This is a genomic window from Citrobacter sp. CK188 (genome assembly GCF_030333525.1).
Taxonomy (GTDB): domain Bacteria; phylum Pseudomonadota; class Gammaproteobacteria; order Enterobacterales; family Enterobacteriaceae; genus Citrobacter_B; species Citrobacter_B koseri.
This window is the reverse complement of sequence record NZ_JAOWFU010000034.1, coordinates 268,350-285,844: the sequence shown is the minus strand read 5'-3', so window position 1 is coordinate 285,844 and position 17,495 is coordinate 268,350. Positions and strand designations below refer to the sequence as shown.

The 17,495-nt window shown below is 54.4% G+C and carries 11 protein-coding genes; 3 read left to right on the top strand and 8 right to left on the bottom strand.

Annotated features, from left to right (window positions below; genetic code table 11):
* Positions 1-14: 14 nt before the first annotated feature.
* Positions 15-1,151, top strand: coding sequence for a 23S rRNA (guanine(1835)-N(2))-methyltransferase RlmG (gene rlmG / locus OGV67_RS15000; protein ID WP_115614394.1), 1,137 nt, complete (start codon positions 15-17; stop codon positions 1,149-1,151).
* 92 nt (positions 1,152-1,243) lie between these two features.
* On the opposite strand, the gene OGV67_RS14995 is transcribed toward rlmG, so the two are convergent.
* The 7 genes from OGV67_RS14995 to ebgR form a co-directional block, all read right to left on the bottom strand.
* On the bottom strand, positions 1,244-3,262 hold the full coding sequence (locus tag OGV67_RS14995) for an NADPH-dependent 2,4-dienoyl-CoA reductase (protein ID WP_115614395.1): 2,019 nt from the start codon (positions 3,260-3,262) through the stop codon (positions 1,244-1,246).
* A 229-nt stretch (positions 3,263-3,491) separates the two neighbouring features.
* The gene (gene ygjK / locus OGV67_RS14990) at positions 3,492-5,843 is read right to left on the bottom strand and encodes an alpha-glucosidase (RefSeq protein ID WP_286465697.1); all 2,352 of its coding nucleotides are present in this window, start codon (positions 5,841-5,843) and stop codon (positions 3,492-3,494) included.
* A gap of 16 nt (positions 5,844-5,859) precedes the next feature.
* Positions 5,860-6,921 carry a protein YgjJ gene (gene ygjJ / locus OGV67_RS14985; protein ID WP_200003478.1) on the bottom strand — a complete coding sequence of 354 codons (1,062 nt, stop codon included), beginning with the start codon at positions 6,919-6,921 and terminating at the stop codon, positions 5,860-5,862.
* An 82-nt stretch (positions 6,922-7,003) separates the two neighbouring features.
* Positions 7,004-8,437: an amino acid permease gene (locus OGV67_RS14980; protein ID WP_115614396.1), complete on the bottom strand. Its 1,434-nt coding sequence runs from the start codon at positions 8,435-8,437 to the stop codon at positions 7,004-7,006.
* 67 nt (positions 8,438-8,504) lie between these two features.
* A complete protein-coding gene (locus OGV67_RS14975) occupies positions 8,505-8,954 on the bottom strand; it encodes a beta-galactosidase subunit beta (protein WP_049009427.1) in 450 nt (149 codons plus the stop codon).
* Positions 8,951-12,043, bottom strand: coding sequence for a beta-galactosidase subunit alpha (ebgA, locus tag OGV67_RS14970; RefSeq protein WP_071257787.1), 3,093 nt, complete (start codon positions 12,041-12,043; stop codon positions 8,951-8,953). The genes OGV67_RS14975 and ebgA overlap by 4 nt, the downstream gene beginning before the upstream one ends.
* A gap of 207 nt (positions 12,044-12,250) precedes the next feature.
* Positions 12,251-13,234: a transcriptional regulator EbgR gene (gene ebgR, locus OGV67_RS14965; RefSeq protein WP_049009429.1), complete on the bottom strand. Its 984-nt coding sequence runs from the start codon at positions 13,232-13,234 to the stop codon at positions 12,251-12,253.
* Positions 13,235-13,453: 219 nt separating this feature from the next.
* Here ebgR and OGV67_RS14960 point away from each other — a divergent pair, with 219 nt between their 5' ends.
* Positions 13,454-13,786: a tRNA-binding protein gene (locus OGV67_RS14960; RefSeq protein WP_049009430.1), complete on the top strand. Its 333-nt coding sequence runs from the start codon at positions 13,454-13,456 to the stop codon at positions 13,784-13,786.
* A gap of 349 nt (positions 13,787-14,135) precedes the next feature.
* Here OGV67_RS14960 and ygjG read toward each other — a convergent pair whose 3' ends face one another.
* The gene (gene ygjG, locus OGV67_RS14955; protein ID WP_111925746.1) at positions 14,136-15,515 is read right to left on the bottom strand and encodes a putrescine aminotransferase; all 1,380 of its coding nucleotides are present in this window, start codon (positions 15,513-15,515) and stop codon (positions 14,136-14,138) included.
* Between the two features lie 431 nt (positions 15,516-15,946).
* On the opposite strand from ygjG, the gene OGV67_RS14950 reads away from it, so the two are divergent.
* A complete protein-coding gene (locus OGV67_RS14950) occupies positions 15,947-17,467 on the top strand; it encodes a methyl-accepting chemotaxis protein (protein ID WP_115614397.1) in 1,521 nt (506 codons plus the stop codon).
* Positions 17,468-17,495 lie beyond the last annotated feature (28 nt).

The following is a 17,495-nucleotide window of genomic DNA, read 5'->3' as shown; positions in this document are numbered from 1 at the left end:
ATTCAGGAGGGCCGATGAGCCACGTAGACAACGGTTTCCGTTCACTGACACTGAAACGTTTCCCGGAAACGGATGACGTTAACCCGCTTCAGGCGTGGGAAGCGGCGGATGAATATCTGCTGCAACAGTTAGACGACACGGAAATCAGCGGCCCGCTGCTGATCCTGAATGATGCCTTTGGCGCATTAAGCTGCGCGCTGGCTGAGCATACACCATACAGCATCGGCGACTCGTATTTAAGCGAGCTGGCGACGCGCGAAAATTTACGCCACAACGATATCGCTGAATCCAGCGTGAAGTTTCTCGACAGCAGCGCCGCGTACCCGCCGGCGCCGGGCGTCGTGTTGATTAAGGTGCCGAAAACGCTGGCGCTGCTGGAGCAACAATTGCGCGCGTTGCGCCAGGTCGTGACTCCGCAGACCCGTATTATTGCGGGAGCAAAGGCGCGTGACATTCATACCTCCACGCTGGAACTGTTCGAAAAAGTGCTCGGCCCCACGACCACGACGCTGGCCTGGAAAAAGGCGCGCCTGATCAACTGTACCTTCAGTAAGCCTGAACTGGCGGATGCGCCGCAGACGCTGAGCTGGAAACTGGACGGCACCGACTGGACTATCCACAATCATGCGAACGTTTTCTCGCGTACCGGCCTGGATATCGGCGCGCGCTTCTTTATGCAGCATTTACCGGAAAATCTGGAAGGGGAGATCGTCGATCTCGGCTGCGGTAATGGCGTGATTGGCCTGACGCTGCTGGCGAAGAACCCTCAGGCGAGCGTCGTGTTTGTCGATGAATCGCCGATGGCGGTCGCGTCCAGCCGTTTGAATGTGGAAACCAACATGCCGGAAGCGTTGGATCGCTGCGAGTTTATGATTAACAACGCTTTGTCCGGCGTGGAACCTTTCCGCTTTAACGCCGTGCTGTGCAACCCGCCGTTCCATCAGAAACATGCGCTGACGGATAACGTTGCCTGGGAAATGTTCCACCATGCGCGCCGTTGCCTGAAGATCAACGGCGAGCTGTACATTGTGGCGAACCGTCACCTGGATTATTTCCACAAGCTGAAGAAGATTTTCGGTAACTGCACCACCATCGCTACCAATAACAAATTCGTGGTGTTGAAAGCGGTCAAAACCGGTCGCCGCCGCTAATAGCGTGTGCCGGATGACGGCTAACGCCTTATCCGGCCTACAACGTGCTACCCCGTAGGCCTGATAAGCGTAGCGCCATCAGGCAATGCCCCTTAAATCGCCAGCGCTAATTTTGTTCCCTGCGCAATTGCCCGCCGCGCATCCAGCTCCATCGCCACGTCGCATCCGCCAATCAGGTGTACCGTTTTCCCTGACGCGCGCAGCGGCTCCGCCAGTTCGCGCCGTGGCTCCTGCCCCGCGCAGATCACGACATGATCGACGTTCAGAAGCTGCGGTTCGCCGTTGATCAATACGTGCAATCCGTCATCGTCGATCTTCTGATAACTGACTGCCGGGATCATTTTTACGCCGCGGGACAACAGCGTTGCGCGATGGATCCAGCCGGTGGTTTTCCCCAGCCCCTGACCGGGTTTACTGGCTTTACGCTGTAGCATCACAATCTGACGTGGGCTGCGAGACAGATGCGGCCCTTCCGGGCGTAACCCGCCGGGCTGTTGCAGACTGGTGTCGATCCCCCATTCCACGCAGAACTCGGCAATGCTCTGGCTGCTGGGATCGCCTGGCTGGCTGAGGTACATCGCGGTATCAAAACCAATCCCGCCGCAGCCGATAATCGCGACACGTTTCCCGACGGGAGTTTTATCGCGCAGCACCTCAAGATAGGTCAGCACTTTCGGGTGATCGATGCCCTCGATCGACGGTTTACGCGGCTCGATCCCGCAAGCGAGGATCGCTTCATCAAACGGTTGCAGATCGTCTGCGGTGACAAACCGGTTGAGCTTCAGCGTCACGCCGGTCACTTCGATCATCCGGCGGTAATAGCGCAGCGTTTCATAAAATTCTTCTTTGCCGGGGATCTGTTTAGCGATGTTGAACTGCCCGCCGATCTCGGCCAGGGCATCAAACAGCGTAACGTCGTGCCCGCGCGCTGCCGCGTTAATGGCAAATGCGAGACCCGCCGGGCCTGCGCCGACGACGGCCAGGCTTTTCTTATGTTCAGCCGGAACTATCGGCATTTTGGTTTCGTGACAGGCGCGTGGATTCACTAGGCAAGAGGTGACTTTACCCACGAAGATCTGATCCAGACAGGCCTGGTTGCAGCCGATACAGGTGTTGATCTCATCCGCCCGCCCTGATTGCGCTTTCGACAGCAGCTCGGCATCCGCCAGGAACGGGCGCGCCATCGACACCATATCCGCATCGCCGCGCGCCAGAATATCGTCCGCTACTTGCGGATCGTTGATCCGGTTGGTCGTGACCAGCGGAACGGTGACGTGGCCTTTCAGTTTGCGCGTTACCCAGCTAAAGGCGCCGCGCGGAACCGGCGTGGCGATCGTCGGGATACGCGCTTCGTGCCAGCCAATACCGGTGTTGATGATCGTCGCGCCAGCCGCTTCAATGGCCTGCGCCAGCTGTACGGTTTCGTCGAACGTCCCGCCGTTTTCCACCAGGTCGAGCATCGACAGACGGTAGATAATGATAAAATCGCTGCCCACGCGCTGGCGTACCGCCCGTACCACTTCCACCGCGAAACGCATACGCCTGGCGTAATCGCCGCCCCATTCATCATCGCGCTGGTTCGTGCGCACGGTAAGAAATTCGTTGATCAGATAGCCTTCCGAACCCATCACCTCGACGCCGTCGTAACCCGCTTCCCGCGCCAGCTGGGCGCAGTGGGCGAAATCGTCAATCAGTTGCAGGATTTCATCGTGCGTGAGTTCGTGCGGCGTAAAACGGTTGATGGGCGCCTGGATCGCCGAAGGGGCGACCAGATGCGGCTGATAGCTATAGCGTCCGGTATGCAGGATCTGCAACGCAATTTTCCCGCCTTCTTCATGAACGGCGTCCGTGATCACGCGGTGGTGCGGCAGCTGGCTGGCGTCATTTAACGTGGCGCCGCCTTCTATTCCCACCCCGGACAGTACAGGGGCAATCCCCCCGGTGACGATCAGCGCGACGCCATGCCGCGCACGTTCGGCGTAGAAAGCCGCCAGCCGTTCGGCGCCATCGGGGTATTCCTCCAGCCCGGTATGCATCGAACCCATTAGCACACGGTTTTTAAGCCGGGTAAAGCCCAGATCGAGCGGGGCGAAAAGCGACGGATAGCTCATAAGTGTGTCCAGTATGTAAAATTATTGTTATGTGGTCGGATGAGTTAATAATTTAGCCGTCGCGGCGTAAAAGGGAAAAGGGGAATGCGATGATTGTGATGGGATTCAAAAAAGGAGCGGGGCCAGAGAACGAATTTGCCGGATGGCGATGCTGGCGCGTCTTACCCGGCCTACGGATCGGATTCCTGTAGGCCGGATAAGCGTAGCGCCATCCGGCACGCATTTCAGATTACAGTTTCCTGAAGAAGTCGTTATACAGCATATACAGGTGCGCGGCGCTCCAGGAGAAGTTCGGCGCGCCCTGCTGTGCGCCGGTCAACGGGTTGTAGTTTTCCTGAATCGGCCCGTCGGCGGTCAGCCCTTTCGCATGCCTGAAGAAAGTATCCGCCAGCTTCAGCGCATCATCACGATAGCCGTAACGCGCCATGCCTTTTAATCCGAACCAGAACTGATCCACCCACACGCGTCCACGCCAGTAAATATCCGCGCCGAACGCCGGATTGGTCAGCGCGGCGGTGCCGAGCGGTACGAAAGTGTTGAACTCTTTCGGGTCAAACATCACCTTCACAACCGCATCGGCGTGAGCCTGCGTCGCAGCGCCGTTAAACAACGGCGACCAGCCTTCCGGCCCCTTGCCACGCTCAACGATCGGTTTCCCCGCACAGCCGTTTGCCAGCGGCTTTTCTTCAATCCGCAGGTCATAGAAGAAGTGTGTTGTCGGATCGAACATGCAGGTGTTGATGTAATCCGCGAGCTTTTGCGCCAACTGTCGATAGTGCTGCGCCTCGTTCGGCTTATTGAGGAGAGTCGCCATTTCCGCCAGATAGTGGTTGTCGCTGTACATATAGCTCGCCTGATCGACCGACTCCTGTCGTAGCGAATAGCCCAGCAGCGTGCCGTCCTGGCGACGGTTTTCCGCAAATTTCACCGTCCAGTCGCTGCGTTTGCCGCCGTTTGCGACATATTTATCCAGCTGCGCTTTATCAATAAAACCGAATACTGCGGCGTCATCACGCCCGGACTCCCAGGAGGCGGCGACCTGTGCTGGAATTTCCAGGCTGTCGTACTGGCCTTCGCTGATGATGCGGGCATAGTTTCTCAGCCCGGATAACGTCTCTTCCTTGTCGCCCTGTTTTACCGTAAACAGCATTTCGCCGGTGTCGGTATTGTGGGCTTTATCGCGGGTTGCGCCATATTCCGGGACGCCATTGCCGTTGTGATCGCGGTTACGCAGCCACCAGTCATGGTATGCCACCAGTTTCGGGTACATCTCTTCAAGCCAGGCTTTGTCTTTGGTGACGTTGTAGACCTCCATCACTGACCATGCCGCAAGGCTTGGCTTGGTGTTGCGCTCGTTCCAGTTGCCGCCATCGCCGCCGCGTTCCGGGCTGAGGTTCCAGGCGATCAGATCGGGAACGAAGCCCGCATCCTGTGGGCGAAGCGGATCGTCGGGTTGAATCTGCCAGGAGAAGACGGCGCGAATATTCTCTTTGGCGATTTCCGGGTTGAAATGCGCCATCGCAAAGGCCTGCTTCCAGGTGTCCCACGGCCAGGTCTGATTACCGGAAAACCAGCGGCCAGTGACCGATGGCGTCACGGTATGGTGTTTGATCGCGCCGCCTGGCGAGCGCCAGTTGCCGTTCAGCGTTTCAATGGCTTTAACCGCAACCCGCGTCTGTTCTGGCGTGGCGTCCGGGTTGGTTAAGCCTTTTTGCAGATAGCCCTCCCAGCGTTTTTGTGATGCGCTGAGATAGTCAGTCGGGCGAGCCAGAATGTCGCGGATCTGCGCCTGCTCGTTATCCACTTCCTGCGCGGTGAGCAGATGCGACCAGGTGGTATAAAACGTGGTGGAACCGTTGATGTGCGCCTTGCTGGTAAAGCGGTGGCCGTTGACCTTCGTGTCTGTTGGCAGGGATTTATGTATCTGATATTCAGATTCGCCGGAAGTGAGCAGATCCCAGGTGGAACGCACTTTGCCGAAGGTGACTTTCAGACCATCACGGGTGGCGATGATTTTTCGCTGATAGCCCGGGTATTCTCCATCAATGGTTTTATCGGAGAGCGCTTTTCCCTCTTTCGCTTCCAGTTTTTCCAGTAACTCGCCGTCCCACACCAGATCCAGCGGCGTCTTGCTGGTGATTTTCGTTTCCAGCAGGGCCGTGCGCGAACTGGCGAAGCGCAGCGTCATCTCAACCTGCACGTCCTTTGAGGATAATTTTTGGATCAGCGCGCCGGGAATGCTGTAAGCCTCAAGCGCAAAGTCAACCTGTTGGCCGTTTTGATACACCAACAGACGGTCAAAATGGGTGGACATAAAGTTGATGTACTCTTCCGTCAGCAGTGCGACGCCGGGAAAGCCGCCCATCGTGGCCTTGCTGTCTGGCAGCAGGTATCCATGCCACGCGCCAAGATCGAAAAACGGATTAAAACGCTGGTGATCATCGTAATCGTAATCATGCATATAGCCCGGCGCGCCGGTGCGGTTAATGACATTTTTATAATCGTCCGCAGTGGCGGCATGTGCGGAGAGGCTTATCAGTAAAGCGCAGGTCAGCGGCGTCAGGGCCGTCGTGATTTTCATGGTGTTCATGTCCTTATTACCAGTAGAAATATTGCATCAGGAAAATCTGGTCGCTGGGATCGCCAGATGCGTTTTGCATATAGAACCGGCTGTCGAAGGCGGTGGCGAAACGCCCGCCGCCGTATTCGTACCAGACGCCAAACTGCATAAAAGAGGTGGTTTCGTCTGCGGCATGATCTGGCCGGTGCCTGGCATAGCTGTAGGCCGTAGAGAGATAAACGCCTTTTAGCGCTTCGTACATGGCGCTGACCATAAAGCCGGTTTCGCTGCCCGGCACGTCCAGACCGTCGGCGCGACCAGTGTGGTGCCAGGCGCGGGCGGCCAGGTTGGGAGAGAGAACGCCGGTCAGAAACAGTTGCCCGGTGCCGTCGGTAACTTCCAGACCGTTCATCCAGGTGACGCCTTCGACAAGATCGTACTGGATATAACCGTTGATCATCGCCGGATAGGTGTATTTATCGTCATAGCGATCGTATTTGCCGAAATGCAGCCAGGCTTTCCCCTCATCGTGATGCCCGGCTGGCGTGGCGGTGGCGCTATAACGGAAGGTGCCGCTCAGATTCTGCACCTTAATCGCGGTCATGATGTCACGGGTATTGGGGATGACGTAGCCCAGATCAGGCGTAAAATCGCCCCACCATTGCAGGTCATCCAGCGAGGAATCCTGACGCAGGCTCAGCATCAGTTCCGTGCCGTCATCAGTACGATAACCGCCATAAAAACGGTTGATTCCGCCTTCGAACCCGCCCCAGCTATGATCGGGAACCCAGGCGTTACCCTGATGGTCGGCCTGCACCGTCCAGCCTTCGCCGTAAATCAGGCCAAACCATGAGCCGTATTTCATCTCCAGGCCGCCTTCAATATAGGTGCCGTCACTGTATTTATGTTTATCCTGTCCTTCTAAATCCATATATCCCCCCAGCCCCATCTCGCCGTAAAAACGAAAGGAGGGAGAGGTGATGGCTGGCGTTTTTGTGTCGTCATGTTCTGCCGGATGAACGTCTTCCGCAGCCAGGGGAAAAACACAGAGGAAGGGCAGGGCAATCATTGCCCTGCGAATATTTTTCATCATTTTCATGCTTCTGTCCTAAGCCAAAATAAATATTTTTTATTGTTATAGCCAATGTGAAAATGGTTCTTATAGTTATAAAATCAATCTGTTAATTAATGTTTGATGCGGGTGCGGCTTCAATATCCTGTTCTTCTTTTGTGAGTCCTTTAATGTATCGGCTGTATTTCCACCAGGCGAATCCGAGGAAAATAACAATACCGCCCACGTTATAGAAAACAATGGTCATAATATTGCCGCCGGTTGGGAAAGTGGAGGCAATAAATCCGATGGTAAATATAACAATTAACATCGACACGACGATAATACCGGTTCTTTGCGATCCCATACGGAAGTCTCGCGGTAAGTGCTCCAGTTTTGCCCGCAGATTCAGGTAGGCCAGCATAATAAACAGTGGAGGCAGCATGGAGGCCGCTGCGGTCATATTAATGATGGTGTTCATTAATTCCTGAACGGTATTCGAGCCGAGCATCGGGATAATCATCAACGGAATGACAATCAGGAACTGAATCCAGGCGGCGCGAGCGGGGACGCCGTTTTCATTCAGTTCGACGGTTTTTTTGCCAAAAATCCCTGCGGGAATTTCGGAGAAGAAAATTTTAACCGGCGTTGCAGTCCACATCAGCAGAGAGCCGAACATCGCAGTAAAAGAAACCAGACCGACAAAGCGGTTTATCAACAGTTCGGGCAGACCAAACCAGGCTGCCAGACCGTGGAAGACCTGTACTGAACCGCCGGTAAATTTCAGCTCTTTACTGCTCACGAATACGTTGATCAGTACCGACGAAATGGAATAAAGTACGCCGATGAAAATCCCGGCCAGGATGATCACTTTTACAAATGATTTTGATCCGCCTTTTACGTCGTTAACATACACCGCAACGGATTCCGCGCCGCCTGCGGCCATAAAGATCCAGGTCGTAATACCGAGGAATGCCCAGTTAACGTTCGGGATCATCGCCTCCATGGTGATCGGATCGGCAGGCTGAACGCCGCCCACCAGCGCCGTACCGGCCAGTAAAATATAGGAAAGCGTCAACAGGAGCATCAGTGTGGAGGTGACGGAGGTGATTGGCCCCAGCATTTTCGCCCCGTTGGTGGAAACCCAGGTTGAGAAGGCGAACAGCACCATACTCAATACGGTTGTTGCGACCGGCGTCAGAATATATTCGTAGCCCAGGAACGCATAAGAGGCATAGGCAATTACGCGCGGGAGCAGCGAGGTGAAAAAGAACAAGTTAACGAACCAATAGGTGTAGGCGGTAATAAATGCCCAGCGTCCGCCGAGGGAGCTTTTTACCCAAGCATAAACGCCCGCTTCAGAGTTTTTATTTAATGAAACGAATTCTGCAATAATTAAACAGAAGGGGATAAAGTAGAAAATTGTTGCCAGGAAAAACATCGGTGCCGATGCCAGTCCCAGCTCAATATTATTATTGATAACGTTATTAAAACTGTAAACGGCGGCAAAGGTAAGCGAGAGTAAGCCGAATTTGCCGATTGTATTACGTTTGGTATCAGACATAACACATCTCCGATTCCTGATTTTTGTAGGGTAGTTAGCGGCACATCACAGGTGCCGCCCGTTATTTTTATTTGTTATGAAAATAACCATCTTCAATGGTCACTTTGAGTACGACTTTTTTTACAGCGTGATTACAGATAAAACGGTAGGCTTCATGGTTGTCGCAAATCACCATCTGTCCTTCGTGAACCTCCACGGTGTTTCCGCAACCTTTCAGATATTCGCGATCGGTTTCATCGCGATAATATTCAACGACCTGCAACGTATCTTTGGCGGCATATTCAATTTTTTGTCGCCCTTGCAGGTAGTAATGCACTTCAACGTAACGGCGATGCCCGGTAAACAGCGCATCAGCGGCAGAGTCGGTTTCCACGCGATACGTCAGAGAATCCCCGATGGAGTGAGCGACGCCGGGCTGAATGTTGTCGATATTTTCAATCGCTTCAATGCAGCGCTGCCATTTTCGACCAGAGGCGTAGACCTGCCGGAACTGTTCTAAGTTATCGAGGAGCCTCATTTTTCATTCTCGCTATGCAAATTTGTGGAAAAGAAGTCCGTGCCGAAGGCATGGCCGGCGATAGCCTGGGCGGTCGCTTCGCCGCCGGACACCGGCAGCAACGTAAAGCCATAACGGAATGACCGGAACCAGACGCGCCAGGAATCGAGCACTTCGCTTCCCCAGGAGTTGGAACCCAGCCCAAGCAACTGATGATCCAGATTCAGAGTGATGTCGTCGCAGCGCTGCAACTCATTGCAGTGCTGTGCGGCAAAGAGGTTTTCTGGCGTGTAATGCCAGGCGCTGAAGTTGATGGGGCGTTGCGGCACCACCAGCAGACCGTTGCCGTGGCGGTTGGTTAGCGTCGCCCAGCGTACATGCTGGCGGTTACCGTTGTTCTGCGGGAACGGGTAATTCTCAAACATGTCATCCACGGTGGAGCGCCAGATGTCGATAATGTTGGCCTGCTGACTGTCGGCATAGTTTTCTCCCGGACCGCGACCATACCAGGCAACCTGATCGAAGGCGCCATTGATTCCCATCGTGAAGCCAATGCACGGAATAATGTGCGGATATTCGCCGTAGGGTTCGCCGGAAAGCGCGACGTTTACCTGACCATCCATCGCAATGCGCCAGCGATACGTACAGAGCATGCCGAAATCAAATACCGGCGGAGCAACAAGGGTGTGGCTGGTAATCAGCACCGCATCTTCCGTTTGCTCGACGGTAAACGCCCGCAGATGCTCCTGCATGATGTGCAGATGGTTTGGTTGCCAGAGCCCGTCGAACTCCTGCTTGTGGTTATCAATTGTCGGCTTAAAGAAATTGATTTTTGGCGCGCGGGTCAGCAGCGCTTCACCATTAACGTTCCAGGCGGTTGGCTTCCCGTTCAGTTTTGAGAACGTCAGATGGAAGTTGTAGCCGCGCACGGTGCAGCTCAGACGATCGTCTTCCAGCGTCAACGCGCGCGCGTTTGGCTGGCTAAACGGTACAGGAGGCGCCGTTCTGGCCTTCAGCGGGAACTGACAGGTGGCGATATGATGCCCTGCGTCGCTGTAAAGTGTGGGGGAGTCTTTGGTCACGGTGACGTTAAGAAACGTTTCTCGCCCATCCAGCGCTGGCAACGTGCAGTGCAGTAACGCCTCGCTATTCGGCGCGACGTCGCGCAGTTTGATCTGTTGCGTGGAGAGCGTCTCCCCTTCGGCACGAACGTCAATATGCAGGGTATAGTCGTCAAGGGAGGTGAACCACAGCTTGTTTTCTACTTTCAGTTCGCCACGTTCCAGATCCTGTGCGTGGATTTTTACAGGTGCAATGACCTGCTTGTACTCCTTCAGACCCGGGCCCGGCGTCTGGTCAGGGTAAATCAGACCATCAAGGCAGAAGTTGTAGTTATTCGGGTAGTCGCCGTAATCGCCGCCAAATTTGTACCACACGTTGCCATCGTCGTCTTTCGCCTGAATACCGTGATCGCACCATTCCCAGACATAGTGCCCCTGAATGCAGTCGTGCTGGTAAAAGACATTTTGATATTCGGTTAGCCCACCGGGGCCATTGCCCATCGCGTGGGCGTATTCGCAGATGATGCGCGGCTTCGGATGCGGGTACTCACCAAACTCGTTCATTAGCGGCACGCGGGTATACATGGTGGAGATGATATCCACCACTTCTGCGTCGCGGTCTTCTTCGTAGTGAATCAGGCGCGTGTCATCCAGCGCTTTGGCGGCGTGGTACATCGCGCGAATATTACAGCCGTACCCGGATTCGTTGCCCAGCGACCAGATGATGATAGAAGGGTGGTTTTTCTGCGCATGGATATGGCGCACGATGCGCTCGACGTAGACCGTTTCCCACGCCGGGTCGTCGGTGATGCGGCTGATATCGCCGATGTTAGCGAATCCGTGTGACTCGACGTCGGTTTCCGCCATCACAAACAGGCCGTAGATATCGCAAAGCTCGTAGAAACGTGGATCGTTAGGGTAGTGCGCGGTTCGTACCGAGTTGATGTTGTGCTGTTTCATTAACCGCAGATCTTTTTCAACGCGATCCATGCCGACAGCCCGACCTTTAAGATGATCGTTATCGTGGCGGTTGACGCCGTGCAGCATCACGTAGCGGTTGTTGATGTAAAACAGCCCGTCGCGAACCTGAATATCGCGAAAGCCCACGCGTTGCGGCACTACTTCAAGAGTATTGCCGTTGGCGTCTTTCAGGGTCATCACCAGATGGTAGAGATACGGCGACTCAGAGGACCACTGGTGCGGAGTGCGAACGCCAACAGCAAAGTCGGTGCTGATGCGCTGGTCAATGGTCAGTGCGTTGATGGTGCCTGCGTGTACAACATCCTCACCGTCAAACAGCGCATACTCCAGAGAAGCGATTGCCGGGTCGGCGGTCAGGTTTTCCAGAACCAGCTGGCAGGAGAGGGTGGCATTGCGATAATCGTCGTCAAAATCGGTGCGAACGGTGAAGTCCTGAATGTGGACGGTGTGTTTACCAACCAGATAAACGTCGCGGAAGATGCCCGCCGACCACCACATATCCTGGTCTTCAACATAGGTGGAATCTGCCCACTGCATCACGCGGACGCATAACAGGTTGTCGCCCGTCTTCGCGACCGCGCTGATGTCGAACTCTGCCGTCAGGCGGCTGCCTTTGCTGAATCCCACATAATGGCCGTTCACATAAACTTCGAAATACGTTTCGACGCCGTCGAATTTAATCAGCGTTTGCTTTCCTTGCCAGCCTTCGCTCAGCGTGAAAATGCGTTGATAAGCGCCGGTGGGGTTATCGCTGGGGACGTACGGCACATCGATTGGGAACGGGAAGCCTTCGTCGGTATATTGCAGCTTGCCGTGGCCTTCCATTTGCCACATCCCCGGAACGGTAATTGTTCCCCAGTCACGCATATACTCTGAGGTAAAGGCTTCCGGCACCTGAAGCGGGTGGTCGAAGAACTGAAAGTTCCACTGACCGCTTAGCGGCAAAAAATAGCTGCTAGTTTCGCGGGCGAATGTGCGAGCCTGAGCTATTGAGTCATAAGAAAAAAAGTAGGCGCGTGGCGCCAGTCTGTTTTCGTGGGTCAGCTGAATGTTTTCCCAGCGATTCATAATGCCTCCCTGTGGAGCGAAGTCGGAACCCTTCAAGGCGATGGTAAGTGTGCGTTATGGGAAATGATTTTAGTAAAATATTTACTAAAATGTAGTGGGTAAAATGATTTACTTTAACTGGATCACGAAAATAAGCAGTGAGAAGAAAAACGGCGAAAAGCGGAATGCGCCCGGCTATCAGGAAAACCGGGCGGTGGAAAAGGGGAGTTAGCGGCTGGTGCCGCGCAGTTTAAGTTTACTGGGAACGAAGACCAGCAGCGGCAGTGCACGCCCGTCACGGGCTTTTTCGTACACCAGATTTACGCCCTGGCTGCCCATCATTTCGGAATGAATGCGCACCGTGGAAAGCGGTGGGAAGGTGAATCGCGCCGTCGGAATGTCATTCACGCTTATCAGGGAGATGTCGCGCGGGATCTCAAGGCCATGCTCATGGATTGCGCGTAACACGCCAATGGCTATCGAGTCGGAGGCGACAAACAGCGCGCGCGGATAATCCGCTTTAGCCAGCATTTGTTTCGCCAGTTCGTAACCTGATGAACTGGAAAAACCACCGCGCCAGATATCATCTTCACGCACGACCTGCTTCAGGCGGCCATATTCGACAAACGCGGCTTCGCGGATATCGGCTTTGCCGGGCTCATCCTCCCCGCCAATAAAACCGATACGGGTTGCGCCCTGAGCAATGAAAAAGTCGATGATCTCTTTGCTGATGCGGGACAAATCGATATCGACGGCATCGTATTCACTGCCTGATTCGTGAAAGTCGATAAAGCAGATATTGTCAGTCAGCGCGGCGGCGGCGTCGCGTAAGGCGGCTGAAGGCTTGCCGACAATGAGAATGCCGGTGATGTTTTTAAGATCCGGCAACCCGCTGTGTTCGTAGCAGTTGGTCAGTTCAATCCCCAGTTTTTCACACTGTGTCTCAATCCCGTGGCGGATTGCCAGATAGTAGGGATCGTTAATTTCCAGCTCTTGCTGATAACTGTAGATGGCAAGGATGTGTTGCAGGCTGACCGTACTATTCTGGCTCTTACGGGCGCTGCTGGTTTTGTACTCCAGCTTTTCCGCGATTTCCAGAATGCGGTGTTTGGTCTCTTCTTTGACATTCAGCGTGGGGTCGTCGTTTAAGACCCGCGACACTGTCGCCAGGGATACGCCAGCTTCAATTGCGATATCTTTAAGTGTTGCCATGATTACCTTTTTCGACTTTCCCCTGAGTAGCCTTTTCATTGTAAAGGAAGTGCTTATCTATGCATCTGTTTTCAGTAAATAAAGCGCGTTTATTTGACGTGCCAGGGGTAAATTTCAGCTTAAAGAGTGTGATAAACGCAGCATTTCCCCTTTTTTAAGAACAGCGCCTGGAAAAATTATTGCTATGATTTAGTAAATTTTTACCAAAGGGAGAAAAAGATGGAGACGGTGGCCTTTGCGGATTTTGCCCGACTGGAGCTGCGTGTTGGAAAGATTGTACAGGTAAAGCGTCATGATAATGCCGATAAGCTTTACATTGTGCAGGTGGATGTGGGCGAGCGTACGCTGCAAACGGTAACCAGCCTCGTACCTTATTACCGTGAGGATGCGCTGATGGGGAAAACGGTGGTGGTACTGTGCAATCTGCAAAAAGCCAAAATGCGTGGTGAAACGTCAGAGTGCATGTTGCTGTGCGCCGAAACCGATGACGGCAGTGAAAGCGTATTGCTGACGCCGGAACGCGTAATGCCTGCGGGCGTGCGGGTTGTGTGAACATTGCCGGATGGCGATGCTGGCGCATCTTATCCGGCCTACAGGCGGGCGTGCGGGTTGTGTGAACATTGCCGGATGGCGATGCTGGCGCATCTTATCCGGCCTACAGGCGGGTGTGCGGGTTGTGTGAACATTGCCGGATGGCGATGCAGGCGCGTCTTACCTGGCCTACAGGCGGGTGTGCGGGTTGTGTGAACTTGCCGGATGGCGACGCAGGCGCGCCTTATCCGGCCTACAGGCGGGTGTGCGGGTTGTGTGAACTTGCCGGATGGCGATGCTGGCGCATCTTATCCGGCCTACGGATCGGATTCCTGTAGGCCGGATAAGCGTAGCGCCATCCGGCGATGTGTTATGTTTCCTCCACGCTCACCCGTAACGCCGCCAGAGCCTTGCGGGTCGCCTTTAATACCTGTTCACACTGCTCAATTGTTAATGTCAGCGGTGGTTCGATGCGAATCGTTTTCGAGTTGTTGAGCGTCCCGGCAACCAGTACCCGCTGGCGGAACATCTCGCTGGCGAAGTTGTAGCCGATTTCGTTGTCAACAAACTCAATCGCCATCAACATCCCTTTTCCGCGAGCGTCCTGCACCAGGTCAGGGTATTCCCTGGCAAGCTGGAGGAAGCCGTCCAGCAACATATCGCCTTTCTGCTCCGCCTGTGCCGGTAGATTCTGCTCCAGCAACACGTTAATGGTCGCTAATGCTGCCGCACAGGCCAGCGGGTTGCCGCCAAAGGTTGTGGTGTGCAGGAACGGATTATCGAACAGAACGGAGAACACCTCTTCGGTGGCGATGGTTGCCCCAACCGGCATCACGCCGCCGCCCAACGCTTTTGCCAGACATAAAATGTCAGGCTGCACGTTTTCATGTTCGCAGGCGAACATCTTACCGGTGCGCCCCATGCCGGTCTGGACTTCATCCAGAATCATCAGGGCGCCAAACTCATCGCAGAGTTTACGCACGGCGGTCAGATAGCCCTGCGGCGGCAGGATCACGCCGCCCTCGCCCTGAATTGGTTCCAGAATGACGGCTGCCACATCGTCGCCGGTTTTTTTACACTCGCTAAGCGCAGTACGCATGGCCTCAATGTTGCCAAACGGTACATGGCGAAAACCCGGCAGCAGCGGCATAAACGGCTTGCGGAACGTGGATTTCGCCGTGGCGGAAAGCGACCCCAGCGATTTACCGTGAAACGCGCCGCTGGTAGCGATAAAGGTAAACTTACCGCGCGGCGACTGATACGCCTTCGCCAGTTTCAGCGCCGCTTCTACCGATTCGGTGCCGCTGTTGCTGAAAAAACTGTACTTCAGTTTTCCAGGCGTAAGCGCTGCGAGCGTTTTAGCCAACATGGCCCGGAGCGGGTCCAGTAACTCCTGGCTGTGCAGAGGTTGTTTTGCGAGTTGATTCTGTACGGCGGATACGACAACTGGATTACGGTGCCCCACGTTGAAAATGCCAAAACCACCCAGGCAATCAATAAACTCCTGTCCCTGGGTGTCGACAAGCGTATTCAGACTTCCCGCTTGCCACTCTACGGCTCCGTAATCCCCGCCAGCGGTCACAGATTTTCGATACTCTAAAAACCCCGGATTAACATGCTCTTTGAAGTAATCAATCACCTCTCGGTTCAGTGCTTTCATTTCCTCATGATCAAGCGTTCGCTTTTCAATGAGATTCAGTGCGTGTGCGCTACAGGCCAGGGCCGATGCGCTGGAAGGTAACCTGTTCAAAATATGCTCCCGGAACTCGCGTATCACATGATACTGAGTTAAGTATTGCAGGGATTGCGCCATATCGGCGCGGATCATGAAAATCGGGATAAACACCAGGGAAAATATCAAGTGTGCAATATTTAATCTCATTCATTAACAATTGGTGATGTTTTGCGCAGTGCGTGTGCAGGGAAGCGGGGGCTGACGAGCGGGCAGTCGCACCAGAACGGTGCGGGCGGTGTGCGTATATGGGGCGGAAGTTATAGTGGAACTGAATAGTTACTTAACGAAAGTATTTTAAATCAATGAATTAGAAAACATACAAATATTACGGTTTAAACGCAAATTGCGATCTAAATCAAATTTAACAACTAAAGATAAACAAATTATCGCCGAAATAACATCTGACAGAAAAGTTAACATTCAAGTAACCTGCACAGGACGCAACCATGTCTTCTCATCCCTACGTCAGCCAGCATAATTATCCGCTGGATGATGATACAACCCTGATGTCCACAACTGACCTGCAAAGCTATATCACCCATGCAAATGATACCTTCGTTCAGGTAAGCGGCTTTACGCTGAATGAACTGCTTACGCAACCGCATAATCTGGTACGCCACCCGGACATGCCGAAAGCCGCGTTTGCGGATATGTGGTACACCCTCAGGCAGGGTGAGCCGTGGAGCGGCATCGTGAAAAACCGACGGAAGAATGGCGATCACTACTGGGTGCGGGCGAATGCGGTGCCGATGGTGCGGGAAGGGCGCGTGACCGGCTATATGTCGATTCGTACCCGCGCGACAGATGAAGAGATTGCTGCCGTTGAGCCTTTGTATAAGGCGCTGAATGAAGGCCGCAGCAACAAACGTATCCATAAAGGACTGGTGGTGCGTAAAGGCTGGCTGGGGAAACTGCCGGCAATCCCCATTCGCTGGCGTGTACGCAGCGTTATGGCGCTAACGGGCGTGGTGCTGATGGCGGCGATGGCGCAAATGGGCGTTGCGTGGCCAGCGCTATTCGTGAACGCCCTGCTGATGCTGGCGGGAACGGCGGTGTTTGAATGGCAGATTGTGCGTCCGATCGAAAATGTCACCCGGCAGGCGTTGAAAGTCGCAACGGGCGAGCGTAACAGCGTATCGCATCTTAACCGTAGTGACGAACTGGGGCTGATGTTGCGCGCGGTAGGCCAGCTTGGGCTTATGTGCCGCTGGCTGATTAATGACGTCTCAAGCCAGGTTTCCAGCGTCAGAAACGGCAGCGAGACGTTAGCGAAAGGCAATGACGATCTGAATAAACACACCCGCCAGACGGTGGAGAATGTGCAGCAGACGGTGACGACTATGAACCAGATGGCGGAGTCCGTGAAGAAAAATTCCACCACCGCGTCCGCCGCCGATAAATTATCCAGCGCGGCCAGCAGTGCGGCGACGCAGGGCGGAGAGGCGATGGAAACCGTCATTAAAACGATGGATGACATCGCTGACAGCACGCAGCAGATTGGCACAATCACTACGCTGATTAACGATATTGCTTTCCAGACGAATATCCTGGCGCTGAACGCGGCGGTTGAAGCGGCGCGAGCGGGCGAGCAGGGTAAAGGATTTGCCGTTGTCGCCGGGGAGGTTCGCCATCTTGCCAGCCGAAGCGCCAGCGCGGCGAATGATATTCGTAAGCTCATTGACGCCAGCGCAAGCCGGGTACAGTCTGGTTCCGAACAGGTGCATGCGGCAGGACGCACGATGGATGATATTGTGGCCCAGGTGCAAAACGTCACTCAGCTTATTGCGCAAATCAGCCACTCGACGCTGGAACAGGCGGACGGACTCTCCAGCCTGACCCGCGCCGTGGATGAGTTAAACCATATCACGCAGAAAAATGCCGAGCTGGTGGAGGAGAGCGCTCAGGTTTCAGCGATGGTTAAACATCGCGCCAGCCGTCTGGAAGACGCGGTAACGGTTCTGCATTAAATCAAATTCCCTTTATTTCTGCCGACAA

Coding starts and splice junctions, on each gene's coding strand:
- rlmG (WP_115614394.1), top strand. CDS start 15: ATGAGCCACGTAGACAACGGTTTCCGTTCACTGACACTGAAACGTTTC.
- OGV67_RS14995 (WP_115614395.1), bottom strand. CDS start 3,262: ATGAGCTATCCGTCGCTTTTCGCCCCGCTCGATCTGGGCTTTACCCGG.
- ygjK (WP_286465697.1), bottom strand. CDS start 5,843: ATGAAAATCACGACGGCCCTGACGCCGCTGACCTGCGCTTTACTGATA.
- ygjJ (WP_200003478.1), bottom strand. CDS start 6,921: ATGAAAATGATGAAAAATATTCGCAGGGCAATGATTGCCCTGCCCTTC.
- OGV67_RS14980 (WP_115614396.1), bottom strand. CDS start 8,437: ATGTCTGATACCAAACGTAATACAATCGGCAAATTCGGCTTACTCTCG.
- OGV67_RS14975 (WP_049009427.1), bottom strand. CDS start 8,954: ATGAGGCTCCTCGATAACTTAGAACAGTTCCGGCAGGTCTACGCCTCT.
- ebgA (WP_071257787.1), bottom strand. CDS start 12,043: ATGAATCGCTGGGAAAACATTCAGCTGACCCACGAAAACAGACTGGCG.
- ebgR (WP_049009429.1), bottom strand. CDS start 13,234: ATGGCAACACTTAAAGATATCGCAATTGAAGCTGGCGTATCCCTGGCG.
- OGV67_RS14960 (WP_049009430.1), top strand. CDS start 13,454: ATGGAGACGGTGGCCTTTGCGGATTTTGCCCGACTGGAGCTGCGTGTT.
- OGV67_RS14950 (WP_115614397.1), top strand. CDS start 15,947: ATGTCTTCTCATCCCTACGTCAGCCAGCATAATTATCCGCTGGATGAT.